The organism is Enterobacter sp. MGH 33 (assembly GCF_000534535.1).
GTDB classification, from domain to species: domain Bacteria; phylum Pseudomonadota; class Gammaproteobacteria; order Enterobacterales; family Enterobacteriaceae; genus Enterobacter; species Enterobacter hormaechei_C.
The window spans coordinates 4,582,648-4,606,283 of the sequence record NZ_KI973212.1; the positions used below are offsets into that span (position 1 = coordinate 4,582,648).

21 protein-coding genes are annotated in these 23,636 nt (G+C 55.8%); 11 read left to right on the forward strand and 10 right to left on the reverse strand.

Features of this window, described 5'->3' with window-relative positions; genetic code table 11:
* Positions 1-3: 3 nt before the first annotated feature.
* Positions 4-936 carry a p-hydroxybenzoic acid efflux pump subunit AaeA gene (gene aaeA, locus L379_RS02750; protein WP_017382713.1) on the reverse strand — a complete coding sequence of 311 codons (933 nt, stop codon included), beginning with the start codon at positions 934-936 and terminating at the stop codon, positions 4-6.
* Between the two features lie 7 nt (positions 937-943).
* Positions 944-1,147, reverse strand: coding sequence for a p-hydroxybenzoic acid efflux pump operon protein AaeX (gene aaeX / locus L379_RS02745; RefSeq protein ID WP_003860416.1), 204 nt, complete (start codon positions 1,145-1,147; stop codon positions 944-946).
* A gap of 179 nt (positions 1,148-1,326) precedes the next feature.
* Between aaeX and aaeR the strand changes: the two genes are divergently transcribed.
* The gene (aaeR, locus tag L379_RS02740) at positions 1,327-2,253 is read left to right on the forward strand and encodes an HTH-type transcriptional activator AaeR (protein WP_003860415.1); all 927 of its coding nucleotides are present in this window, start codon (positions 1,327-1,329) and stop codon (positions 2,251-2,253) included.
* 48 nt (positions 2,254-2,301) lie between these two features.
* Here aaeR and tldD read toward each other — a convergent pair whose 3' ends face one another.
* The 8 genes from tldD to csrD all read right to left on the reverse strand — a co-directional run bounded on the left by tldD (position 2,302) and on the right by csrD (position 14,575).
* Positions 2,302-3,747, reverse strand: coding sequence for a metalloprotease TldD (gene tldD / locus L379_RS02735; protein ID WP_017382710.1), 1,446 nt, complete (start codon positions 3,745-3,747; stop codon positions 2,302-2,304).
* Positions 3,748-3,830: 83 nt separating this feature from the next.
* Positions 3,831-7,637, reverse strand: coding sequence for an AsmA2 domain-containing protein YhdP (yhdP, locus tag L379_RS02730; RefSeq protein ID WP_032655263.1), 3,807 nt, complete (start codon positions 7,635-7,637; stop codon positions 3,831-3,833).
* Between the two features lie 42 nt (positions 7,638-7,679).
* Positions 7,680-9,149, reverse strand: coding sequence for a ribonuclease G (rng, locus tag L379_RS02725; protein ID WP_003860405.1), 1,470 nt, complete (start codon positions 9,147-9,149; stop codon positions 7,680-7,682).
* The gene (locus L379_RS02720) at positions 9,139-9,732 is read right to left on the reverse strand and encodes a Maf family protein (protein ID WP_003860403.1); all 594 of its coding nucleotides are present in this window, start codon (positions 9,730-9,732) and stop codon (positions 9,139-9,141) included. The genes rng and L379_RS02720 overlap by 11 nt, the downstream gene beginning before the upstream one ends.
* Positions 9,733-9,741: 9 nt before the next feature.
* Positions 9,742-10,230: a rod shape-determining protein MreD gene (gene mreD / locus L379_RS02715; RefSeq protein ID WP_003860402.1), complete on the reverse strand. Its 489-nt coding sequence runs from the start codon at positions 10,228-10,230 to the stop codon at positions 9,742-9,744.
* Positions 10,230-11,246: a rod shape-determining protein MreC gene (mreC, locus tag L379_RS02710; protein WP_003860400.1), complete on the reverse strand. Its 1,017-nt coding sequence runs from the start codon at positions 11,244-11,246 to the stop codon at positions 10,230-10,232. Before mreC ends, mreD begins: the two co-directional genes overlap by 1 nt.
* Before the next feature lie 62 nt (positions 11,247-11,308).
* Entirely contained in the window at positions 11,309-12,352 is a 1,044-nt protein-coding gene (mreB, locus tag L379_RS02705; protein ID WP_000913396.1) for a rod shape-determining protein MreB, read from the reverse strand.
* 282 nt (positions 12,353-12,634) lie between these two features.
* The gene (csrD, locus tag L379_RS02700) at positions 12,635-14,575 is read right to left on the reverse strand and encodes an RNase E specificity factor CsrD (RefSeq protein WP_032655267.1); all 1,941 of its coding nucleotides are present in this window, start codon (positions 14,573-14,575) and stop codon (positions 12,635-12,637) included.
* 184 nt (positions 14,576-14,759) lie between these two features.
* Here csrD and L379_RS02695 point away from each other — a divergent pair, with 184 nt between their 5' ends.
* The 10 genes from L379_RS02695 to L379_RS02650 all read left to right on the forward strand — a co-directional run bounded on the left by L379_RS02695 (position 14,760) and on the right by L379_RS02650 (position 23,510).
* Positions 14,760-15,734: an acrylyl-CoA reductase (NADPH) gene (locus L379_RS02695; protein WP_015572015.1), complete on the forward strand. Its 975-nt coding sequence runs from the start codon at positions 14,760-14,762 to the stop codon at positions 15,732-15,734.
* Between the two features lie 77 nt (positions 15,735-15,811).
* The gene (gene msrP / locus L379_RS02690) at positions 15,812-16,813 is read left to right on the forward strand and encodes a protein-methionine-sulfoxide reductase catalytic subunit MsrP (protein ID WP_015572016.1); all 1,002 of its coding nucleotides are present in this window, start codon (positions 15,812-15,814) and stop codon (positions 16,811-16,813) included.
* Positions 16,814-17,413 carry a protein-methionine-sulfoxide reductase heme-binding subunit MsrQ gene (gene msrQ / locus L379_RS02685; RefSeq protein WP_032655270.1) on the forward strand — a complete coding sequence of 200 codons (600 nt, stop codon included), beginning with the start codon at positions 16,814-16,816 and terminating at the stop codon, positions 17,411-17,413.
* A 234-nt stretch (positions 17,414-17,647) separates the two neighbouring features.
* Positions 17,648-18,100: a type II 3-dehydroquinate dehydratase gene (gene aroQ / locus L379_RS02680; RefSeq protein ID WP_003860391.1), complete on the forward strand. Its 453-nt coding sequence runs from the start codon at positions 17,648-17,650 to the stop codon at positions 18,098-18,100.
* A 21-nt stretch (positions 18,101-18,121) separates the two neighbouring features.
* Positions 18,122-18,586, forward strand: coding sequence for an acetyl-CoA carboxylase biotin carboxyl carrier protein (gene accB / locus L379_RS02675; protein ID WP_015572018.1), 465 nt, complete (start codon positions 18,122-18,124; stop codon positions 18,584-18,586).
* 10 nt (positions 18,587-18,596) lie between these two features.
* A complete protein-coding gene (gene accC, locus L379_RS02670) occupies positions 18,597-19,946 on the forward strand; it encodes an acetyl-CoA carboxylase biotin carboxylase subunit (protein ID WP_003860388.1) in 1,350 nt (449 codons plus the stop codon).
* Positions 19,947-20,055: 109 nt separating this feature from the next.
* Positions 20,056-20,298, forward strand: coding sequence for a YhdT family protein (locus tag L379_RS02665; RefSeq protein WP_003860385.1), 243 nt, complete (start codon positions 20,056-20,058; stop codon positions 20,296-20,298).
* Positions 20,288-21,739, forward strand: a complete 1,452-nt coding sequence (gene panF, locus L379_RS02660; RefSeq protein ID WP_032655273.1) for a sodium/pantothenate symporter — start codon at positions 20,288-20,290, stop codon at positions 21,737-21,739. Before L379_RS02665 ends, panF begins: the two co-directional genes overlap by 11 nt.
* 11 nt (positions 21,740-21,750) lie before the next feature.
* Positions 21,751-22,632: a 50S ribosomal protein L11 methyltransferase gene (gene prmA / locus L379_RS02655; protein WP_015572021.1), complete on the forward strand. Its 882-nt coding sequence runs from the start codon at positions 21,751-21,753 to the stop codon at positions 22,630-22,632.
* Positions 22,633-22,769: 137 nt separating this feature from the next.
* Complete coding sequence (locus L379_RS02650) at positions 22,770-23,510, forward strand: carbonic anhydrase (RefSeq protein ID WP_017382702.1); 741 nt, start codon at positions 22,770-22,772, stop codon at positions 23,508-23,510.
* Positions 23,511-23,636 lie beyond the last annotated feature (126 nt).

Consider the following 23,636-nt stretch of genomic DNA (forward strand, 5'->3'; position numbering starts at 1 on the left):
CGATCAACCAAACTCGCGCAGGCGATGGGCGATTTGACGGAAGATAGAATCCTGGCTGGCATCACGGTCTTTTTCACCCGTGATCACCACCGTCGCGGTGGTGCCTGCGGGCCAGAGGTTGCTCTGCTGCTCATCCAGACGAATGCGTACCGGTACGCGCTGCGCCAGGCGAACCCACTCGAGGTTAGAATCGACGGTCGCCATCCCTTTTGTATCATTGGTACTGCTGGAGTTGGTCACCCCCGCGGCCACGCTGTCCACGGTTCCCTTCAGGACCCGGTTGCTGCCGAGCGGCGTGATTTCGGCGCGATAGCCCGGACGCACGCCTTCCAGCTTGGTCTCTTCCATATAGGCGAGGACGTAGAAGGAGTTCTGTTTCACCAGCGCCACGGCAGTTGAGCCGCGCGTGATAAACTCACCCGCATAGACGTTGAGGTTGGTCACCCAGCCATCGGACGGCGCGCGGATAACGGTACGTTCCAGATCGAGCTTCGCCAGATCGCGCGTCGCCTGCGCTTTTGCCAGCTGATGCAGCACGGTTTGCAGCACGTTATTAGACTGGTCAATCTCTTCCCGGGACATAGCCTGGATGCCCAGCTTGTTACGGCGACCTGCTTCACGGCGTTTTTCAGCGGCCAGCGCGTTGTAATACGCCACGTCGGCTTCCGCTTCTTCCAGCGCTTTTTGATAGCGCGGCTGGTCGATGGTGAACAGCACCTGATCTTTTTTCACCAGTTGGTTATCGTGGACGTTGACCGCCGTAATGAGACCGGCGACATCGGGCGCTATCGCGACCACCTCCGCGCTGAAACGCGCATCGCGCGTCCACGGGGATTCGGTGTAATAAACCCAGGCGCGAAAAATAGCGATGAACGCCAGGATGACCAGCGCCATAGTGATGGCAGTGCGGGAGATTTTTCTTGTTAGCGTTTTCACATCAACCTCAGACAAACATGCGCGATATTAAATAGAACAGGCAGCAATACAGCGCGGTATTGAACAATGCAGGATGCCAGACGAAATCATAAATCCCGGTAGGGACCAGCACCTTGCGCACCAGCCAGAAGATCGCCAGTGATAAAAGAAGCTCGAAAAATATCGGTGGGAACGACAAACCGAACACCACGATAACGGGAAACAGACTCATGTTGACCTTGATTAAAGAGAGTGCAGGTTACTGGATTTTTAAGCTCGCGCCGCCGCAGGAGAGCAAGAATTGCCGGGCGAGAGTGGCGCAGCCGTTATGTAATTAATAATATATTAACGTAACTGTTATGCTGTTATCTATCATATGTGATCTAAATCACTTTTAAGCCAGAGTGAATAATGGAACGTCTAAAACGCATGTCCGTCTTTGCGAAAGTGGTTGAGCAAGGCTCTTTTACCGCCGCAGCACGTCAGCTACAAATGAGCGTCTCATCCATTAGCCAGACAGTGTCAAAACTGGAAGATGAGCTCCAGGTGAAGCTGCTCAACCGCAGCACCCGCAGCATCGGGCTGACGGAAGCGGGTAAAATTTACTATCAGGGCTGCCGTCGAATGCTGCATGAGGTGCAGGATGTTCACGAGCAGCTCTATGCCTTTAACAACACGCCTATCGGCACGCTGCGTATCGGTTGTTCTTCAACTATGGCACAAAATGTTCTCGCTGCCATGACGGCGGAAATGCTGAAAGAGTATCCCGGTTTAACCGTTAATCTGGTAACGGGCATTCCGGCACCGGACCTGATTGCCGATGGGTTAGACGTGGTGATCCGCGTTGGCGCGTTGCAGGACTCGAGCCTGTTCTCGCGTCGACTGGGCAGCATGCCGATGGTGGTCTGCGCGTCGAAAAGCTATCTGGCACAGTATGGCGTGCCGGAAAAACCTGCCGACCTGAGCAACCACTCGTGGCTGGAATACAGCGTTCGGCCAGATAACGAATTTGAACTGATCGCGCCGGAAGGGCTTTCCACTAAACTGCTGCCTGAAGGCCGCTTCGTGACCAACGATCCGATGACCATCTCACGCTGGCTGGTGGCCGGAGCCGGGATCGCCTACGTACCGCTGATGTGGGTGATCAATGAGATCAACAGCGGCGTACTGGAGATCCTCTTCCCGCGTTACCAGTCCGATCCACGTCCGGTGTACGCGCTCTATACCGAAAAGGACAAGCTGCCGCTGAAGGTGCAGGTCTGTATTAACTATCTGACGGACTATTTTGTGGAAGTGGCGGAGCTGTTTCAGGGCATGCGAGGTAGAAGGAAAGAGTAGGCTTTTCCCCTCTCCCCGTTGGGGAGAGGGTTGGGTGCGGGGGAAAATTTACGCCGTGCCGCCCACCGTCAGATTATCCACTTTCAGCGTAGGCTGACCGACGCCCACAGGCAGGCTCTGGCCCTCTTTGCCGCAAACGCCCACGCCGTTATCCAGTTTCAGGTCGTTACCGACCATGGAAATCTGCTGCATGGCCTCAATGCCGGAGCCAATCAGGGTTGCGCCCTTCACCGCTTTGGTCACTTTGCCCTTCTCAATCAGATACGCCTCTGAGGTAGAGAAGACAAATTTGCCGGAGGTGATATCCACCTGACCGCCGCCAAAGTTTGGCGCGAAGATACCGTAATCAACGGATTCGATAATCTCCTGCGGCGTGGACTGGCCCGGCAGCATGTAAGTATTGGTCATGCGCGGCATCGGCAGATGTGCGTAGGATTCACGACGGCCGTTACCCGTCGGCGCAACGCCCATCAGGCGCGCGTTAAGCTTGTCCTGCATGTAGCCTTTCAGTACGCCGTTTTCGATCAGCACGTTGTACTGACCCGGCGTACCTTCATCGTCGATAGAAATCGAGCCGCGACGGTCGAGCATGGTGCCATCATCCACCACGGTACACAGCTCTGAGGAGACAAGCTGCCCCATCTGACCGCTGAATACGGACGTCCCGCGACGGTTGAAATCACCTTCCAGGCCGTGACCGACCGCTTCGTGCAGCAGCACGCCCGGCCAGCCTGCGCCCAGTACCACCGGCAACGTACCGGCTGGTGCAGCCACGGCAGACAGGTTGACCAGCGCCATGCGCACGGCTTCTTTTGCCCATGCATCCGCACGGGCTTCGCCGTCGACATCACCCAGGAACCAGTCATAACCAAAACGACCACCGCCACCGCTGGAGCCGCGCTCGCGCTTGCCGTCGTCTTCAACCTGCACGCTGATAGAGAGACGCACCAGCGGGCGAACATCCGCCGCCAGGGTACCGTCCGTCGCTGCCACCAGGATCAGTTCATAAACCCCGGTCAGGCTGGCAGAGACTTCCTGCACGCGTTTATCCGCCGCGCGAGCCACTTTGTCCACGCGACGAAGGATGTCCAGCTTCTCTTCACGGCTCATGCTTTGCAGCGGGTCGATGCTGGTATAGAGCGCAGCGTGCTGCACTTCACCCAGCGTTTTCACCCGTCCGTCGCCCGTATCGCGCACAATGGTTCGCGCCGCCTGCGCGCTCTGCTCCAGCGCGGCCAGGCTTATCTGGTCTGCATAGGCAAAACCGGTTTTTTCGCCGCTGACGGCGCGCACGCCGACGCCCTGGTCAATGTTATAAGAGCCATCTTTAATGATGCTGTCTTCTAAAACCCAGGATTCGTGATAGCTCGACTGGAAATAGAGATCGCCGTAGTCGAGGCGGCGTTCGGTCAGTTGACCAAGAATGGAGAACAGGTCCTGATGGCTCAGGCCGTTCGCTGCGAGCAAATGTTCACTTACCAGGTTCAGACTCATCTATTGCTACTCGTTCGTTGCCGCCCGTGGCGGTATAAAGATCGTATTTATTGAGAGTGAGGCAATTACCTGCCCACGTCAAATCATTGCTGTGCTTCTTTGCGCGGCTGGCGCAGCACCTCATTAATCTGTGGTTTATCAACCGGCCCGGTGATGCGATAGCGCAGAATCGAGACTTTGCTCCAGAGCGGTCCCAGCACTTTACTGGCCGCAAACACCGCCGCCCCGACGATCGGATTGACCACAAAGGCTGCCGCAACGCCCACGCTTGCGGAAATCTCCGGCGCCACCACGGCTTCCATATCCAGCTCGCGGCGCACGAGATCCACTGACCCTTTCATCGCAATATCCGCTTCCAGGCCGTCCACCAGCGTGTCGTCGGTGTGCAGAACGCCGTCTTTGATCCACGCCGTGCTGCGAATGGAATCGTAGTAGAAACCTTCGCTGAAGGTGTCGCTAAAGTCGAAGCGCAGCTTGCGCAGCAGCGCGTCAAAACTCAGCAGACGCAGGATCTGCCCGGCGCGCCCCGTGCTCACATCGGCAATCTCACCCTTACCGAAGTGGGTTTTCAGGATGCCGTTAAGCGAAGCTTCATCGGGTGTCCACGGCGCTGCGCGCCAGTGCAGATCGTAATTCACATCGAAGGACGATCCGCGAAGCGGCGTGCTAATGCCGAAGAAGTTAGCCGCGGCGTCCAGCTTGTTGCCTTTAATATCGCCTTTCAGCGAGGTGCGCTGTTCACCCGGTTTGTTCACCCATTCGCCAGCGGCAGTCATGCGGCCAAAGCCGGTATCCACCAGCCCGCCAGAGAGGCTCAGCGTATTGCCCTGAATAGCAAAATCACCGTCGATACGGCCATATTTTTGCCCCCACAGCCAGCACTCCGCACAGCGCAACTGGAGATCGGGCCAGCCGCTGAAATCCACGCGCGACGTCCCACTGCCACTGACAGGAGAAGTGCTTGTCGACTCTGCTTTAGACGCCGTAAAGGTCGGATTGTAATAGAGATAACGGATAGCCGCCTGCCATGGCGCGTGATCGCGCATGGTCAACGAACCGTTGATCTCACGCCCCTGCGCCTCGACCTTTGAGCCGTTTACCGTCGGCCGGGAGACAATACTCAGGTTGTTCCACTGCTGCCCGCCCAGCGTCAGCGCAGGCGTGCGCAAGGTAATGGACTGTGGGAACTGCGCCGTTTGGTCGACGTTTTGCCCGACACCTTTCTGGAACAGTGCCAGCCACTCTGCGCCATCCATCGGCGGGAGATTCAGTTCAACGCCCGCCTGCTCCGGCAGCGGCGGCGTGGTACGGCTGTCCGTCGTCCAGATCGCTCTGTCCAGCGTCAGCTTGCGGTTAAGCAGCCAGCGGCTGTTGAAGTGGTTTGTTCCACCAGCGTTTCCGGTTAAATCGAAGCTGTTAAGGTTGCCCGCAACCTTAACATTGACGGGCAATGCTTCACCGCTTTTCTTATTCAGCGGCGCGGGAAGTTGGCTGCTGAGGTTTTTCAGATCGCCCGTAATGTCGACGTTATAGCGCGCACCGGCATGATAAGGCAGGTCGATGGCGACCTTGCCATTCCACGACACCGCGCCGTCCACCGCATTCTCAATCGGCTTCGGCAGAACATCCATGCGTGACGGCTGCCAGTTCGCGTCCATATTGACCGCCACCTGGTAGGCTTTATCGCCCTCGGTGGTGGAGAAATCGATATTGACGGGTTGATTGAACCAGGTCGCTTTCAGCGGCTCACTTTTCAGCGTGCCGTTAACAAAGCTGAACTGACCGCTGAGGTTTTTCAGCGTGCTGTCCAGCGGCTTGATATAGAGGCTGTTGTTATTAAGGCTAACGTCGCCTTTGGCGGTGGTCATTTCACCGTCCAGCGGGATATCCAGATGTAAGCGAGCATTCACATCGCCATCTAACTGCAACTGCTGAAGGGTGGCTGCCAGGGAGTCATCCAGCGGCGTATCTTCAAAGTACGGGCCAACCGCTTTACCTGGCCCCTTAATATCCGCATCAATCAGCAGTTTCTCTTTGGAGTAATCCGGGATGTTTGCCGTCAGGTTGCTTGCCGTTACGCCGCCCAGCGCAACGCTGTCCGTCTTCATCCACAGGCCGTCATTCAGGAAGTTGAGTTCAATATCCAGATTCTTCAGCGCCGGCCAGTCCGGCTGGAAGGCATAGGTGGCGTTGCGTAGAGGCACCAGAACCTGGAACTGGCCTTCGTTGTGCTTATACGGGAACAGGTGCGGGTTGCCGCCGTAGACCAGCGTGGCGTTATCCGCCTGGCCGCCCTGAATAGCGCCGCTGAGATAGTCCACCAGCGCTTTCCCCATCAGGTTTTCCGGGAAGTAGCGCCACGCCTGCGAACCGTCATCCGTGCTGATGCCTGCCAGAATACCCAACCACGGCTCATCGCCTTCAGGCTGTAGATAACGGAAATTACCGCGGGCATGTACCGCTTTGGCTTTTACATCGATATCGCGGCCATCGAGCTGAAAACCTTTGTCATTCTTCAGCCAGTTGAGGGTGGCATTTCCCTTTTCGATCTCCAGTGGCGCACGGAAGACCGTTTCGTACGGCATTTTCGCGTCCTGCATTTCTGCCGTCAGCCTGCCGTTTTCCACGCTTCCTTCCAGTTTACCGCTGAAGTGCTCGGCACCCGGCAGCAGTTTCCACTGTTTCCATGCGAGATTTTTCCATGCCGCCTGAAAACGCGTCTTTTCCGTAGCCTGGAGCGGAATATCCAGCGCCAGCCGGTTTATCTGCCCGCTCGGCTGCGTCGCCAGCCAGATTTCGCCCAGCTCCGGGGAGAGTTTTGCGGCCATTGAACGCAGCCCTTCGATCGCCGTCAGATCCAGGTTACTGGCGCGGATACGCAGCTCGTCGCTGCGTTTACCGTTTATCCCGCCGACGTCCTGCTCCGGCATCCACGCCAGCGTCAGCGCGCCGCGCGGCCAGGGTTTGTTATCCATGGAGATGCGCGTATCCGGTATAGCGAACTGCCAGCCGCCTTTATCCTGCGTCACGTGTGCGGTGAGGTTATCGACGGAAAGTTGATGCTGATGGTTTTCCCCTTTCCAGCTCGCGCCCCCCTGCTTAAGCCAGATATCGCCGCTGGCGAACGTCCCGTTCGTCAGGGTCATCCAGCCTTCCAGGCTGAAGCGCGCGGTCTCCAGCTGCATGTTCTGCTGTAGCCACTCACCGAGCCATGGCTTCACGTCCACGTCGTCCGCCTGTAGCCACACCCTGCCGTTGTTCAGCAAGCCATTGTCGTCACGCAGATCCATCCGCACCTGCATAACGCCGTGCTGCCCGTTCAGGCTGGAGAGATTCACCTGCCCCTCGGCGCGGTGGCGATCTTTCCCGTTTAACCAGGTCAGCTGTGGGATCGCCAGCTCAGCGCGCTGGCCGGAAAGAGTAATAAAGCTCACTTCGCTGTCGCGCAGATCGAAATGATCGAACTGCCGAAGGAACAGATCGCTGATACGGCTGGTTTCCAGCCCCCGATCGCTGTCGCCGCTTCGCAGCGGCGTGTTAGTCATCAGCTGAAGTTGCCAGAAGGTGAGATCGCGAAACTGCCAGCGCAGATGCAGCAGGCTTTGCCAGATATCCAGCGCCAGGGTGACGCGTTTGATTTTGAGGTGGCCGCCATCTTTCAGGCCGGCGCTGATATCCCGGGCATCTAGCGTCGGGCCAAAGTTCTGCCAGCTTGCCTCGATATGACTCACGTCCACCGGCAGGCCGGTGGCGGATTCGATTTTTGCCAGGATCTGCGGACGCCAGCTGTCCAGATGCGGCAAAGCGAGACGCAGCCCGCTCACGAGCAACGCGACAATCACGACCAGCGTTGCCCCTGTAAGCAGTAAAATCCCCGGCAATCGCCTCACGCGTCTCTCCTTGTCAGCCTTAAATCTCGCAGCGAACTGCGTTTACATCATGACGACGTCAAACTGCTCCTGGTTATAGAGCGGCTCAATTTGCACTTTTACCTGTTTGCCGACAAAGATTTCCACTTCTGCCAGCGCGTGCGACTCTTCCCCTTTCAGGGCCTCCGCCACCGCAGGGGAAGCATAGACCAGAAAACGGTCTGAGTCGTAGGCATGATGGACACGGACAATCTCACGCATGATCTCGTAGCAGACCGTCTCCACCGTCTTTACCGTTCCGCGTCCATGGCAGGTTGGACACTCATTACACAGGACATGTTCCACGCTTTCGCGGGTCCGTTTCCGGGTCATTTCCACCAGACCGAGCTGCGAGAAGCCATTGATGCTGGTTTTCACGCGGTCCTTACTCAGCGCCTGCTCCAGTGAGTGCAGCACGCGACGGCGGTGATCTTCATTGTTCATATCGATAAAGTCGATGATGATAATGCCGCCCAGATTACGCAGACGAAGCTGACGCGCGATGGCCTGCGTCGCTTCTATGTTGGTGTTGAAGATGGTGTCATCGAGGTTGCGATGGCCGACAAACGCGCCGGTGTTGATGTCGACGGTGGTCATCGCTTCGGTTTGATCGATGATCAGATAGCCACCCGATTTCAGCTCAACCTTACGCTCCAGCGCACGCTGGATTTCGTTTTCAACGTCATAGAGGTCAAATATTGGCTGGCGTCCGGTGTAATGCTCCAGCAGACCCGGCATTTCCGGGATGTACTCGGCGGTGAACTCCAGTAAGGCTTCGTACGTCAGACGGGAATCCACGCGGATGCGGTCAAGCTGGGCGTCGGCGAAATCACGTAATACGCGCTGAGCGAGCGCCAGCTCACCGTACAGCCTGTAGCGGGTCTGGTTGCGTTTTTTACGCTCCATCACTTTGGTCCAGACGCGCTTCAGATAGGCCGCATCCGAGGCCAGATCTTCTTCGCTGATCCCTTCCGCCGCGGTACGGATAATAAACCCGCCCTGCTCGTCGCAGTAGGCGCTGACCACCTTTTTCAGGCGCTCACGCTCGCTTTCGCTCTCAATACGCTGTGACACGCCGACGTGCGACGCCCCCGGCATAAAGACCAGATAGCGTGAAGGCAGGGTGATGTCGGTGGTCAGACGCGCGCCTTTGGTGCCAAGCGGATCTTTTACCACCTGTACCATCAGATCCTGGCCCTGACGCACCAGCTCAGAGATGTCGCGCACGGCAAATTGCTTTTGCTCTTCGCCTGCCACACATTCGGTGTGCGGCATGATATCGGAGGCATGTAAAAACGCCGCCTTATCGAGCCCAATATCTACAAAAGCCGCCTGCATACCCGGCAGGACACGACTGACACGACCTTTGTAGATATTGCCTACGATTCCGCGTCGCGCTTCACGCTCAATATGAATTTCCTGGAGAATGCCACCATCAATGTAGGCCACACGGGTTTCCGATGGCGTTACGTTTACCAACAATTCAGCCGTCATAATTATCCCTTCCCTCACGCAGTGAGTTAAAATTGCTCAGCAACTCATACGTTTCCACCAGCGGTAAGCCGACTACGGCGTGATAGCTGCCATTTATCTTCCTGACAAAACAGCCACCCAACCCTTGAATACCGTATGCACCTGCTTTATCCATAGGTTCACCGCTGGCGATATAGCCGGCGATCTCCTCGTCGGTGAGGACTCTGAACGTCACTTCCGTTACCACAAGGCAATCCAGAACGTACTGGCTATCTGCCAGCGCTACCGCCGTCATCACCTGATGGGTTTGTCCGGACATATTACGCAGCATCCGCGCCGCATGGTCTGCGTCGCGGGGTTTCTCAAGCACCTCACCATTGAGAATAACGATGGTATCCGCACCCAGCACCGGTAAGTCACGCGGCACGCATGCCACGCCCGCCTGCGCTTTTTCACGCGCCAGACGAGAGACATACTGCTGAGCGCTTTCACCCTCAGCACGTTTTTCTTCGATACCGGTAACGATGCGTTCGAAGGAGACACCCAACTGCGCGAGCAGTTCCTGGCGACGCGGAGAACCGGAGGCAAGATACAAAGACGTCATAGAAACCTTTTATTGCACGGCAAACTGCTGGCGAATTTTACGCATCAGCAGGAACAGCCACGGCCAGAGCACACCGTTTACTACACTACTCCAGAACACTTCCGGTCGGAAAGAGACGTTGATCACTAAAAACTCTGCCCAGAAAACAACGATATCCGCAGCGAGCGACAACAACATCACTACCAGCGCCTGTTGCCAGAGCGCAAGGTTACGAAAGAGCTGGAATTTGAGTGCGACGAGATACGCAATAATGCTCATGGATAAGGCGCGGACGCCAAGCGTAGAGCCACTGATAAGATCCAGTATGGCACCCATCACAAAACCTGTGCCGACATTTACTCGGTGCGGCAGGGCAAGGATCCAGTAGAGCAAAATGAGCAATACCCAGTTTGGCCGGAAAACAAGAATGTCGTCCGGCCAGGGCATAATTTGCAGCAACAGTGCAACGAGGAATGAGAGCCAGATTACCCAGCGCCCCTGGCTACGATAACTGGCCACTACTGCCCTCCACCCGAGACTTGCGGCGGTGGGGGTGCATCCGGCAGCGGCTGCGTTAACCCCGTCGCCGGAGCCGGTACGGGTGCAGGTGGACCCATCGCATCCGGCGCAGGCAGCACCTGCGGCATCATCTGCATCAGGCGTTCGTTGGCCACGCGATGCACATCTTCCGGTGTCATCGGGTTAGCGCCGTTACGATCGGCGCCCCACAGCAGCAATAGGTAGCGCAAACGCTGCAAGCCGGCCGTTGGACGCGCCTGAATCACGGTGTAGGCACGCTGAGTGTCGAGCTTCACGGAAGAGACAACCGCAACCGGGTAGCCCTCAGGGAAACGACCGCCCAGACCGGACGTCACCAGCACGTCGCCCACGCGGATATCCGTGTTGGCAGGCAGGTGTTCCAGTTGCAGATCGTCCGTGCAGCCATTACCGGCGGCAATCACGCGAATATCGTTACGCAGCACCTGAATCGGCAGTGCATGGGTGGCATCGCAAATCAGCAACACGCGGCTGGTCAGTTTGGCAACCGCCACAACCTGGCCCACGACGCCCTTATCGCTGATGACAGGCTGACCTTCGTATACGCCGTTCACGCTGCCTTTATCAATCACCACCTGATCGCTGTACGGATCGTTTACGGTGGAGATCACCTGGGTGACCATTTTCTGTTCATCCTGGCGCAGCGGCGAGCCAAGCAGTTCGCGCAGACGGGCGTTTTCCTGCTTATATTGCCCCAGCATCAGCAGCTCGCTATTTTTCAGCAGCAGTTCCTGGCGTAACGCACGGTTTTCGAGTTCGAGCTGGTCACGCGATGAGAGCGTTTGCGACACGGAGTCGAGCAGTTCACGGGGACCATTTGAAATAAAGTAGAAAGGACTGACGGCGGTATCCATGTACGTTCGGATTTGGCTGAACGTACCGAGGCGGCTATCGGCAATAATGACCCCGAGCGCAACCAGAACCGCCAGGATCAGGCGAAACTGTAGCGACGGGCCACGGCTAAAAATTGGCTTCATAGGCTATGCGTATTCTCGCGTCAGAGAGAAAGGGTAGCGAATTGCTACCCTCTCACACCCGACTACTCTTCGCTAAACAAGTCGCCGCCGTGCATGTCGATCATTTCCAGCGCCTTGCCACCACCACGGGCGACGCAAGTCAGTGGATCTTCTGCAACTACGACAGGAATACCTGTCTCTTCCATTAACAGGCGGTCGAGGTTACGCAGCAGCGCACCACCACCGGTCAGAACCATACCGCGCTCGGAGATATCGGAAGCCAGCTCTGGCGGGCACTGTTCCAGCGCAACCATCACCGCGCTCACGATGCCGGTCAGCGGCTCCTGCAACGCTTCCAGGATTTCGTTGGAGTTCAGGGTGAATCCGCGTGGCACGCCTTCAGCCAGGTTACGACCGCGAACTTCGATCTCGCGTACTTCATCACCCGGATAGGCAGAACCGATTTCATGCTTGATGCGCTCTGCGGTTGCTTCACCGATCAGAGAGCCGTAGTTACGGCGAACGTAATTGATGATGGCTTCGTCGAAACGGTCGCCGCCGATACGCACGGAAGAGGAGTAGACCACACCGTTCAGGGAGATAACGGCCACTTCAGTGGTACCGCCACCGATATCCACCACCATAGAACCGGTAGCCTCAGAAACCGGCAGACCCGCACCAATTGCCGCAGCCATCGGTTCTTCAATCAGGAACACTTCACGCGCACCGGCACCCTGAGCGGATTCACGGATCGCACGGCGTTCAACCTGGGTTGCGCCAACCGGCACACACACCAGCACGCGAGGGCTTGGGCGCATGAAGCTGTTGCTGTGAACCTGCTTGATGAAGTGCTGAAGCATTTTTTCGGTCACGAAGAAGTCAGCAATAACGCCGTCTTTCATAGGGCGGATCGCGGCGATGTTGCCCGGCGTACGGCCCAGCATCTGCTTCGCATCATGACCTACTGCGGCCACGCTTTTTGGCGAGCCGGCACGATCCTGACGAATGGCCACAACGGAAGGCTCATTCAATACGATGCCTTGTCCTTTTACATAAATAAGGGTATTCGCGGTACCCAGGTCAATGGACAGGTCATTGGAAAACATGCCACGAAATTTTTTCAACATACTAAGGGATAATCCTGAAAGCTGGGGCGGAAAACAAAATCCGCTTACTTTACCAACCACACGCAGCAGCGACAAGGCGCAAAAATCGTCTGCTACGGTGAAAATTAGTGCAGCACGTTTCCTTTGTTACAAATTCATCCCCTGAATCCCTCAGGGCTGAGTAAACAGCAGCGTCCCTCACTTTCACTTGTAACCCACTAAAGGTCGTTCACTGGCTTTTATGCTCGTCTTACTCAAAGCTACAGGCGCGATATTCTACGTGAAAACAAAGTAAACGGCAGGTCAAACAGAGTATCTTTGCAAATATTTTTTCACATTGGTGTCAAGCGGCTGAGAGGCGGCAAAAAAATCCCCCTGACCGCCCGTCACGCCGCGCTCTGTCAACATCTGCCATTCACTGCGTGAACGTACGCCTGTGGCAAATACTTGCGTTTGCGTTCCTTTGCACGCTTCCACCAGGCTTTGTACCAGCAGCTGGTTTTCCGTGCGTTTTTCAATATTCCTTACCAGACCCGGATGCAGCTTCAATAATTCAACATCCAGCTCTTTGATCCAGCGGGTGCTCACCAGCGTCAAACCCGCCTGGGTTACCGCCACGCGAGCCCCAAGCGCATTGATTAAACGCACTACCGGGCGCAACCGGCTGATGTGTTGACCTACATCTGCCTCTGCAAGTTCAAAAATAATGCGTTTGCGTTGCGATTTTTCGCATTGCATTAACGTGTCACGTAACCAGCGCTGGAAACGCGGACGGATCAGCGATTCGACGGTCACCTGTAAAGCCAGATTTTCTTCAGGCCAGTACGATAAAAACGGAATGAGACGGGTGATTTGCTGACGGTCATACTCTTCGGACAATCCGAATTGCAACACCATGGGCAGATATTCCGCGGAGATAACCTCTTCAGTGCCATCAAAAATACGGCACATCAGCTCACGATGATGAACATGACCATTCTTCATGACCGCCGGTTTTTGATAGATGCGCGGTCCGCCCCGGCTCAGCATCTGTTCAATCAGGGTTCGCCAGCGCACGTTGCCGCGCCCTTTCTCCGGCAGCGTATCATCATAGACTGCCCAGCCGTTCGCCCCCTGCAATACGGCGTTACGCGTGGCCGCTTCCGCATGTTCCATCACCTGCTCCGTCGACTGACCGCCGCGCCAGGCACAGATGCCCATATGCACCATATCGTCTCTGTCGAGCATTTTGCTCTGGGGCAGCGCATCGACGGCTTTCAGCAGCTGGCTGGCGATACTCTCGGACTCCTTTAAGGTGCGATGCGGCAGCAAGACGGCAAAATCGCTGCGGTGGTAGCGTGCCAGTAACGCGCCGGGGTAGCGCATAATAAAGGTGGACAGCAGGTTAATCAGCGTAAAGAGGTTCTCTTCCGCCACGCGCTGACCCCAGGTATCACGGAGCAGATCGAAGTCGGGCAGGCGAATCATCATTACCACGCCATGCGTACCCACCTTTTCGGGGTCATCAAGAAGGGTAGCCAGCTGATTATCAAAGAAGAGACGGTTGTTGAGGCCCGTTTTGTTATCCTGCGCGGCGTAAGAGCGAATCAATGTGTCCATACGGCTACGCTGATCGCTGGCAAACTGGATTTCGGAGAGCAACACGTCCAGGGCGCTACTGGTGCGTGATGGCCATTCATAAACCGATCCCCGCACCTGTGGACCCCGTTCGCCATTCAGTATCCGCACGGAGCGTGTTTCCAGCAGTTCCTGGCCGGAAAGTTGACGACGCTGCCAGCGAACGGCGAGGAAAATCAGCAGTACGATAAAGGCAACGGCGATGGTTAAGGGCGCGGTGGTCATAAGCGAGCGTAAATAGTTGCTCATCGGATCCTGGTACATCAGATGAATTGTCATACCCGGATGTTTAAGTGAATTAACCGTGACGTCCCGATACTGTTCTACCGTGCCGGCAGGACGATAGCTGCCCTGGCGGGTATGGCTGAAAACGGTCTGCTTCCCCTGTTTAATGTCGATCTGCACGATATCCACAGGCACCATTAACTCATCCAGCTCACGCGAAAGCGCCGGGAAGGAGGTTGCAATCAGGCGAGTGTCGATAACCGATGCAACCGATTCAACCCGGTTAACCAGCTTATCCTGGATGGCATTGTAAAAGCTCAGCGAGCAGCCGATTAGCGTGACAAATATGGTCAGCCCCGTCAGCAAGGTGATAAAAGCTGAGAACTTCGTCGTTAATCGCATCCTTGAGATTACTCCGTGGGTTGAAGGGGGGTGCAAGTGAGCACTAACTTGCATTTCAAATGCGGCATACTACCAAACCTGGCGTATCTGGCAATTTATTGCGTTAAATCGGCACTGCGTTTCATTGAGCGAGTATAGTCATCAGAACATATTTTCCCATCATCAAACCTAGTGAGGACCCAGTATGCAGGCTTTGATCTTAGAACAGCAGGACGGCAAAACCGTTGCCTCAGTGCAAGCCATCGAGGAGAGCCGCCTGCCGGAGGGCGACGTGACCGTAGATATCGACTGGTCCAGCCTGAACTATAAGGATGCGCTGGCCATTACGGGAAAAGGTAAAATCATCCGAAATTTCCCGATGGTGCCAGGAATCGACTTTGCAGGCCGCGTACATACCAGTGAAGATCCACGTTTTCACGCCGGACAGCAGGTGCTGCTCACCGGCTGGGGCGTAGGTGAAAACCACTGGGGCGGACTGGCAGCGCAGGCGCGCGTAAAAGGTGACTGGCTGGTCCCGATGCCGAAAGGCCTGGACGGTCGTAAGGCGATGATCATCGGCACGGCAGGTTTCACCGCCATGCTGTGCGTGATGGCGCTGGAAGAGGCCGGGATCCGCCCTGACTCTGGCGAAATTGTCGTCACCGGCGCCAGCGGCGGCGTGGGCAGCACGGCCGTCACGCTGCTGCACAAGCTGGGGTATCAGGTTGCTGCCGTCTCAGGCCGCGAAAGTACGCATGATTATCTACGTCAGCTGGGCGCAAGCCGCATTCTGAGCCGCGACGAATTCGCCGAGACCCGCCCGCTGGAAAAACAGGTCTGGGCTGGCGCAGTAGATACCGTCGGCGACAAAGTGCTGGCGAAGGTGCTGGCGCAAATGAATTACGGCGGCTGCGTGGCGGCCTGTGGTCTGGCGGGCGGTTTTGCCCTGCCGACGACGGTGATGCCATTTATTCTGCGTAACGTGCGTCTTCAGGGTGTCGATTCGGTCATGACCCCAGCCGAGCGGCGAGCTGAGGCCTGGGAACGTCTGGTGCAGGATCTGCCAGCCTCATTCTTTGACCAGAGCGCCACTGAGATTACCCTGAGCCAGGCGCCAGAGTTCGCCAATAAAATCATGGACAACCAGTTCCACGGTCGTGCGCTGGTTAAAATCGCCTAATCTTCAAATTTTCGTGACATATTCGCGCTAACCCTCCTCCTCCGTCATGCTTAGAAAAACGCCTGACGGAGGATGCCATGAAAACCCGAAAACTGACGGAAGCCGACGTAACGTCTGAATCTGTCTTTATGCTACAGCGCCGCCAGATCCTGAAAATGCTTGGCATCAGCGCCACCGCCCTGACGCTCACCCCTGCGGCCCATGCCGATCTGCTCGACTGGTTTAAGGGCAACGATCGCCCGAAAGCCCCCTCCGGCGCACCGCTTAACTTCACCAAACCGGCGCAGTGGCAGAATAAACTGGCGCTGACGCCGGAAGATAAAGTCACCGGCTATAACAACTTCTATGAGTTTGGTCTCGATAAGGCCGATCCTGCCGCCAACGCCGGGAGCATGAAAACCGATCCCTGGACGCTGAAGATAGATGGCGAGGTGGCAAAACCGCTGACGCTGGATCATCATGACCTCACCACCCGCTTCCCACTTGAAGAACGCATTTACCGTATGCGCTGTGTGGAAGCCTGGTCGATGGTGGTGCCGTGGGTAGGTTTCCCTTTGCATAAACTGCTGGCGCTGGTTGAGCCCACCAGCAACGCGAAGTATGTTTCCTTCCAGACGCGCTACGCCCCGGACGAGATGCCAGGCCAGAAGGATCGGTTTATCGGCGGCGGGCTGGAGTATCCCTACGTTGAAGGTTTACGTCTCGACGAAGCCATGCATCCGCTTACGCTGCTCACCGTCGGGGTTTATGGCAAAGCGCTACCGCCGCAAAACGGGGCGCCCATTCGCCTGACCGTACCGTGGAAATACGGTTTCAAGGGCATCAAATCGATCGTCAGCATTAAGCTCACCCGTGAACGCCCCCCCACCACCTGGAACCTGGCAGCGCCTGACGAGTATGGTTTTTTTGCCAACGTTAACCCGCACGTTGACCATCCGCGCTGGTCGCAGGCAACGGAACGTTTTATCGGCTCCGGCGGCGCGCTGGATGTTAAACGCCAGCCAACGCTGCTGTTTAACGGCTATGCGGATGAGGTGGCATCCCTCTACCGTGGGCTGAATTTACGGGAGAACTTCTAAGTGCGTTTAACGGCAAAGCAGATAACCTGGCTGAAGGTACTCCTGCATTTAGCAGGATTGCTCCCCTTTATCTGGCTCTTCTGGGCAGCCAGCCAGGGACAGTTCAGTGCCGATCCGGCGAAAGATATTCAGCATTTTACGGGTCGGATGGCTCTGAAATTTTTGCTGGCGACCTTGCTCGTCTCACCGCTGGCGCGCTACGCTAAACAGCCATTATTGATACGCACCCGTCGGCTTTTAGGGCTATGGTGTTTTGCCTGGGCGACGCTGCATCTCACCAGCTACGCCCTGCTGGAACTGGGCATTAACAACCTGGCACTCCTTGGCAGCGAACTGGTGTCGCGTCCCTATCTGACGCTGGGTATCGTAAGCTGGCTGGTTTTACTGGCGCTGACGCTGACATCCACGCAGTATGCGCAGCGAAAACTGGGTCGACGCTGGCAACTGCTGCACAACTTCGTCTATCTTGTCGCGATCCTCGCCCCGATTCATTACCTGTGGTCGGTGAAGATTTTATCCCCTCAGCCGGTCATCTACGCCCTGCTGGCCCTAGCCCTTTTAGCGTGGCGTTACAAGAAGTTCCGCCAGTGGTTGCGATAGTTCACTAAACTGTGCGTTTTCCCGCAGATTATTTATCAACCGCGAATCTTTTTCGGATAGCGGTTGATAATCTTCCCTGATAAGACCAGTATTTAGCTGCCAAATGCTACGAAATCGTTATAATGTGCGACTTCGGTTTTCCGGACAGGGGTTTTAGGCCTCTGAAAGGGTGACAATTGCGCTTTGAGGGTATATGTTGTTTTTTACCCGAAAATCGCAGGAGATAGCGGCACAATGGCTGACAAATTCCAAATTTTAGTATTGAACGGTCCGAACCTGAACATGCTCGGCACCCGTGAGCCAGAGAAGTACGGCACGCTGACATTGAGCGAAATTGTTAACCGTCTGAGTACGGAAGCAGCGTCGCTGAATGTGGATTTGGACCATTTTCAGTCAAACGCGGAGTACGCAATCATCGACCGTATTCATCAGGCTAAAGACACTGTGGACTATATCCTGATCAATCCGGCCGCTTTTACGCACACCAGTGTTGCTATACGCGACGCACTGCTCGCGGTGAGTATCCCGTTTATCGAGATCCACCTGAGTAACGTGCACGCCCGAGAGCCGTTCCGCCACCATTCCTACCTGTCAGATATCGCCGCTGGCGTGATTTGTGGGCTGGGTGCAGACGGCTATTCATACGCTTTACAGACAGCGGTAAAACGCTTGTCACAATCACACTAAACAAGAGTACGGAACCCACTCATGGATATTCGTAAGATTAAAAAACTGATCGAGCTGGTTGAAGAATCAGGCATCTCCGAACTGGAAATTTCTGAAGGCGAAGAGTCTGTACGCATCAGCCGTGCAGCCCCGGCCGCTAGCTTCCCGGTAATGCAGCAAGCTTACGCTGCGCCAGTGCAGCAGCCTGCGCTCTCCGCAGCCGTTGCACCAGTGGCAGCAGAAGCGGCACCTGCGGCTGCAACAGAAATCAGTGGTCACATCGTACGTTCCCCAATGGTTGGTACTTTCTACCGCACCCCGAGCCCGGACGCGAAGGCGTTCATCGAAGTGGGTCAGAAAGTCAACGTAGGCGATACCCTGTGCATCGTTGAAGCCATGAAAATGATGAACCAGATCGAAGCAGACAAATCAGGTACTGTGAAAGCGATCCTGGTCGAAAGTGGTCAGCCGGTAGAATTTGACGAGCCGCTGGTCGTCATCGAGTAACGAGGCGAACATGCTGGATAAAATTGTTATCGCCAACCGTGGCGAGATTGCACTGCGTATTCTTCGTGCCTGTAAAGAACTGGGCATCAAGACCGTGGCCGTGCACTCAAGCGCGGATCGCGATTTAAAACACGTATTGCTGGCGGATGAGACGGTCTGTATCGGTCCGGCTCCGTCCGTAAAAAGCTATCTGAACATCCCGGCGATCATCAGCGCCGCCGAAATCACTGGCGCGGTCGCGATTCATCCGGGTTATGGTTTCCTCTCTGAGAACGCCAACTTTGCTGAGCAGGTTGAACGCTCTGGCTTTATCTTCATTGGCCCGAAAGCCGACACCATTCGCCTGATGGGTGACAAAGTGTCTGCCATCACCGCGATGAAAAAAGCCGGCGTGCCAACCGTACCGGGCTCTGACGGCCCGCTGACCGACGATATGGATGCTAACCGCGCCCATGCTAAACGCATTGGTTACCCGGTGATCATCAAAGCGTCCGGCGGCGGCGGCGGTCGCGGTATGCGCGTTGTACGCAGCGATGCTGAACTGGCGCAGTCCATCTCCATGACCAAAGCGGAAGCGAAAGCGGCTTTCAGCAATGACATGGTGTATATGGAAAAATACCTGGAAAACCCACGCCACATCGAAATTCAGGTGCTGGCTGACGGTCAGGGTAACGCAATCTATCTGGCAGAACGTGACTGCTCCATGCAGCGTCGTCACCAGAAAGTGGTCGAAGAAGCGCCAGCGCCGGGCATTACGCCTGAACTGCGTCGCTACATCGGTGAGCGTTGCGCCAAAGCGTGTGTCGATATCGGCTATCGCGGGGCGGGTACCTTTGAGTTCCTGTTCGAAAACGGCGAGTTCTACTTCATTGAGATGAACACCCGTATTCAGGTTGAACACCCGGTTACCGAAATGATCACCGGCGTTGACCTGATCAAAGAACAGCTGCGTATCGCAGCCGGTCAGCCGCTGTCCATCAAACAGGAAGAAGTTGTGGTTAAAGGCCATGCGGTAGAGTGCCGTATCAACGCCGAAGACCCGAATACCTTCCTGCCAAGCCCGGGTAAAATCACGCGTTTCCACGCGCCGGGTGGCTTTGGTGTGCGCTGGGAGTCCCATATCTACGCCGGTTACACCGTACCGCCGTATTATGACTCAATGATCGGTAAGCTGATCTGCTACGGCGAAAACCGTGACGTGGCCATTGCCCGCATGAAGAACGCCCTTCAGGAGCTGATCATCGACGGGATCAAAACCAACGTTGATCTCCAGATGCGCATTATGAGCGACGAGCACTTCCAGAATGGTGGGACTAACATCCACTACCTGGAGAAAAAACTCGGTCTGAACGAGAAGTAAGAGACCAGTGTTGCTAAAAGGCCGGATTATCCGGCCTTTTTTTATTTCTGGGGATCGCTAAGCCCCATCATGTACAATCCCCGCTTTCTTCATCCACAAGGGACAAAAAATGGACAAACGTTTTGTTCAGGCCCATAAAGAAGCGCGCTGGGCGCTGTGGCTGACCCTTCTCTATCTCGCCGCATGGTTAGTAACTGCTTACTTACCTGATTCGGCGATTGGCATTACCGGCCTCCCGCACTGGTTTGAAATGGCCTGCCTGCTGCTGCCGCTGGTGTTTATCCTGCTGTGCTGGGCGATGGTGAAATTCATCTATCGCGATATTTCACTGGAGGACGATGATGCAGCTTGAAGTCATTCTGCCCCTTATCGCTTACCTGTTCCTGGTGTTTGGCCTGTCGGTTTATGCGATGCGTAAACGTTCGACCGGCACCTTTCTGAACGAGTATTTCCTCGGGAGCCGCTCTATGGGTGGCGTCGTGCTGGCCATGACGCTGACCGCCACGTACATCAGCGCCAGCTCGTTTATCGGTGGCCCCGGCGCCGCTTATAAGTACGGGCTGGGCTGGGTACTGCTGGCCATGATCCAGCTGCCTGCCATCTGGCTCTCTCTGGGCATACTGGGTAAAAAGTTTGCCATTCTGGCCCGTCGCTACAATGCCGTAACGCTGAACGATATGCTGTTTGCCCGCTATCAGAGTCGCTTGCTGGTATGGCTGGCAAGCCTGAGTCTGCTGGTGGCGTTTATTGGCGCAATGACGGTGCAGTTTATCGGCGGGGCGCGACTGCTGGAGACGGCAGCCGGGATCCCCTATGAGACGGGCCTGGTCATTTTCGGTGTGAGTATCGCGCTGTATACCGCATTTGGCGGGTTCCGCGCCAGCGTACTCAACGACACGATGCAGGGGATGGTGATGCTCATTGGCACCCTCGTTCTGCTGGTGGGTATCGTGCATGCCGCAGGGGGCCTGAGCCATGCGGTTGAAACCCTGGAAGCGATCGATCCGAAACTGGTCTCACCGCAGGGGGCGGATGACATCCTCTCTCCAGCCTTTATGACCTCGTTCTGGGTACTGGTGTGCTTTGGCGTGATTGGCCTGCCGCATACCGCCGTGCGCTGCATCTCATATAAAGACAGCAAAGCGGTGCACCGCGGGATCATTATCGGGACAATTGTGGTGGCGATCCTGATGTTCGGTATGCACCTGGCGGGTGCGCTGGGACGCGCGGTGATCCCTGACCTTACCGTACCGGATCTGGTCATTCCAACCCTGATGGTGAAAGTGCTTCCGCCGTTTGCCGCCGGGATTTTCCTCGCCGCACCCATGGCGGCCATTATGTCGACCATCAACGCTCAGTTGCTGCAAAGTTCCGCTACGATCATTAAAGATCTCTATCTGAATTTGCGCCCTGAACAGGTCGAAAATGAGCGACGCCTCAAGCGTATGTCGGCGGTGATTACCCTGGTGCTGGGGGCGTTGCTGCTGCTGGCCGCGTGGCGTCCACCGGAGATGATCATCTGGTTGAACCTGCTCGCCTTTGGTGGGCTGGAGGCCGTTTTCCTGTGGCCGCTGGTGCTGGGGCTGTACTGGGAACGCGCGAATGCCGCGGGTGCATTAAGCGGCATGATTGTCGGGGGCGTCCTGTATGCCGTTCTCGCCACGTTTAAAATTCAGTATCTGGGCTTCCATCCGATCGTGCCTTCGTTACTGGTAAGTTTACTGGCGTTTGTGGTGGGAAACCGTTTTGGTCGACCGGTGCCACAAACTGCCCTGATTTCTACTGATAAATAAAGAGTTTTGCCATGCCGTGGATCCAATTAAAACTGAACACAACCGGCGCGAACGCCGAAGAACTGAGTGATGCGCTGATGGAGGCCGGTTCGGTCTCTATCACCTTCCAGGACACGCATGACACGCCGGTCTTTGAGCCGCTGCCAGGCGAAACGCGCCTGTGGGGTGATACGGACGTTATCGGCCTGTTCGATGCAGAAACCGACATGAAAGAGGTCGTGGCGATTCTGGAAAACCATCCGCTGCTGGGCGTGGGTTTCGCGCATAAAATTGAACAGCTGGAAGACAAAGACTGGGAACGCGAGTGGATGGACAACTTCCATCCGATGCAGTTTGGTCAGCGTCTGTGGATCTGCCCAAGCTGGCGTGAAGTTCCCGATAAAAACGCCGTCAACGTGATGCTGGATCCGGGTCTGGCGTTCGGCACCGGCACCCACCCGACAACCTCCCTGTGCCTGCAATGGCTGGATGGCCTGGATCTGGAAGGCAAAACCGTGATCGACTTCGGTTGCGGATCCGGGATCCTTGCTATCGCGGCGCTGAAACTGGGCGCGGCAAAAGCCATCGGGATCGACATCGATCCGCAGGCGATTCAGGCCAGCCGTGATAACGCCGAGCGTAATGGCGTTTCCGATCGCCTTGAACTGTATTTGCCCGATGCACAGCCAGAGGCGATGAAAGCCGATGTTGTGGTCGCGAATATCCTGGCTGGCCCGTTACGCGAGCTGGCACCGTTAATCAGCGTGCTGCCGGTTGAAGGCGGTCTGCTGGGCCTGTCCGGTATCCTTGCCAGCCAGGCAGACAGCGTCTGTGAAGCCTACGCCGATCTCTTCGCGCTCGACCCGGTGGTCGAAAAAGAAGAGTGGTGTCGCATCACCGGCCGTAAAAAATAAGCGTTTGGCGTGGTCGTCTGACCACGCCTTTTCCCTTCGGTTTTTTCTCCCGCCTTCTTCCTTTCTTCGATAAAATAACCGCACAAATAATAATGTTAATTGTTGATTTGGATAATAAAATTCACAGGAAGAATATGATGAAACACATTTCAGGCAAGGCAGCGCTGCTGGCGCTGAGCATGATTTCGGCTACGGCTTACGCATCACACTGGAGTTATCAGGGAGAAGGCGCACCGGAACACTGGGGCGAACTGGACGAGGCGTACAAGACGTGTAAAAGCGGAATGTATCAGTCGCCGGTCAACATAGATAACACGGTCAAAGCCCACATCTCTCCGCTGGAAACGCACTATATCGACGGCCCGGTCATTCTGACAAACAACGGCCATACTATCCAGGCAAGTGAAAATGCCGATACACGCGACAGCATCACGCTTGATAAACAGCGCTGGACGTTACAGCAGTTCCATTTCCATGCGCCATCCGAAAACACGGTGCACGGTAAAAAATACGCAATGGAAATGCATCTGGTCCATAAAAACGCTGACGGCGAACTGACGGTCGTTGCCGTTATGTTCGATCAGGGCGCGGCAAACACTGAACTGGATAAACTCTGGGGCGTGATGCCTGGACAGGTTGACCAGAACGTCACGATTAAGCCAACCCTCGATATGAATAAATTACTGCCCACGGATAAAACCTACTGGCGTTTTAGCGGCTCTCTGACCACGCCACCGTGTTCAGAAGGGGTGACATGGCTGGTGCTCAAGCACCCGCTGACCGTCTCTGCTGAACAGCTGCAAAAATTCACTCACACCATGCACCATGAAAACAGCCGCCCGGTTCAACCGCTTCATGGCCGTCTGGTTGTTGAATAAGTCGATTTTTTTACGCTGATATCCTGTGCTGAAATGCGACGCAGATCGCAAAGAAGCGCCATAATCTGCTGCTTATAGCAGCAGATTATCCCGGACAATTGATTCATTTATTCAGAAATGATGAGA

Excerpts from the sequence above, each read along its gene's own strand:
- aaeX (WP_003860416.1), bottom strand. The coding sequence starts at position 1,147 with ATGAGTCTGTTTCCCGTTATCGTGGTGTTCGGTTTGTCGTTCCCACCG.
- aaeR (WP_003860415.1), top strand. The coding sequence starts at position 1,327 with ATGGAACGTCTAAAACGCATGTCCGTCTTTGCGAAAGTGGTTGAGCAA.
- tldD (WP_017382710.1), bottom strand. The coding sequence starts at position 3,747 with ATGAGTCTGAACCTGGTAAGTGAACATTTGCTCGCAGCGAACGGCCTG.
- rng (WP_003860405.1), bottom strand. The coding sequence starts at position 9,149 with ATGACGGCTGAATTGTTGGTAAACGTAACGCCATCGGAAACCCGTGTG.
- L379_RS02720 (WP_003860403.1), bottom strand. The coding sequence starts at position 9,732 with ATGACGTCTTTGTATCTTGCCTCCGGTTCTCCGCGTCGCCAGGAACTG.
- mreC (WP_003860400.1), bottom strand. The coding sequence starts at position 11,246 with ATGAAGCCAATTTTTAGCCGTGGCCCGTCGCTACAGTTTCGCCTGATC.
- mreB (WP_000913396.1), bottom strand. The coding sequence starts at position 12,352 with ATGTTGAAAAAATTTCGTGGCATGTTTTCCAATGACCTGTCCATTGAC.
- csrD (WP_032655267.1), bottom strand. The coding sequence starts at position 14,575 with ATGCGATTAACGACGAAGTTCTCAGCTTTTATCACCTTGCTGACGGGG.
- L379_RS02695 (WP_015572015.1), top strand. The coding sequence starts at position 14,760 with ATGCAGGCTTTGATCTTAGAACAGCAGGACGGCAAAACCGTTGCCTCA.
- msrP (WP_015572016.1), top strand. The coding sequence starts at position 15,812 with ATGAAAACCCGAAAACTGACGGAAGCCGACGTAACGTCTGAATCTGTC.
- aroQ (WP_003860391.1), top strand. The coding sequence starts at position 17,648 with ATGGCTGACAAATTCCAAATTTTAGTATTGAACGGTCCGAACCTGAAC.
- accB (WP_015572018.1), top strand. The coding sequence starts at position 18,122 with ATGGATATTCGTAAGATTAAAAAACTGATCGAGCTGGTTGAAGAATCA.
- accC (WP_003860388.1), top strand. The coding sequence starts at position 18,597 with ATGCTGGATAAAATTGTTATCGCCAACCGTGGCGAGATTGCACTGCGT.
- L379_RS02665 (WP_003860385.1), top strand. The coding sequence starts at position 20,056 with ATGGACAAACGTTTTGTTCAGGCCCATAAAGAAGCGCGCTGGGCGCTG.
- panF (WP_032655273.1), top strand. The coding sequence starts at position 20,288 with ATGCAGCTTGAAGTCATTCTGCCCCTTATCGCTTACCTGTTCCTGGTG.
- prmA (WP_015572021.1), top strand. The coding sequence starts at position 21,751 with ATGCCGTGGATCCAATTAAAACTGAACACAACCGGCGCGAACGCCGAA.
- L379_RS02650 (WP_017382702.1), top strand. The coding sequence starts at position 22,770 with ATGAAACACATTTCAGGCAAGGCAGCGCTGCTGGCGCTGAGCATGATT.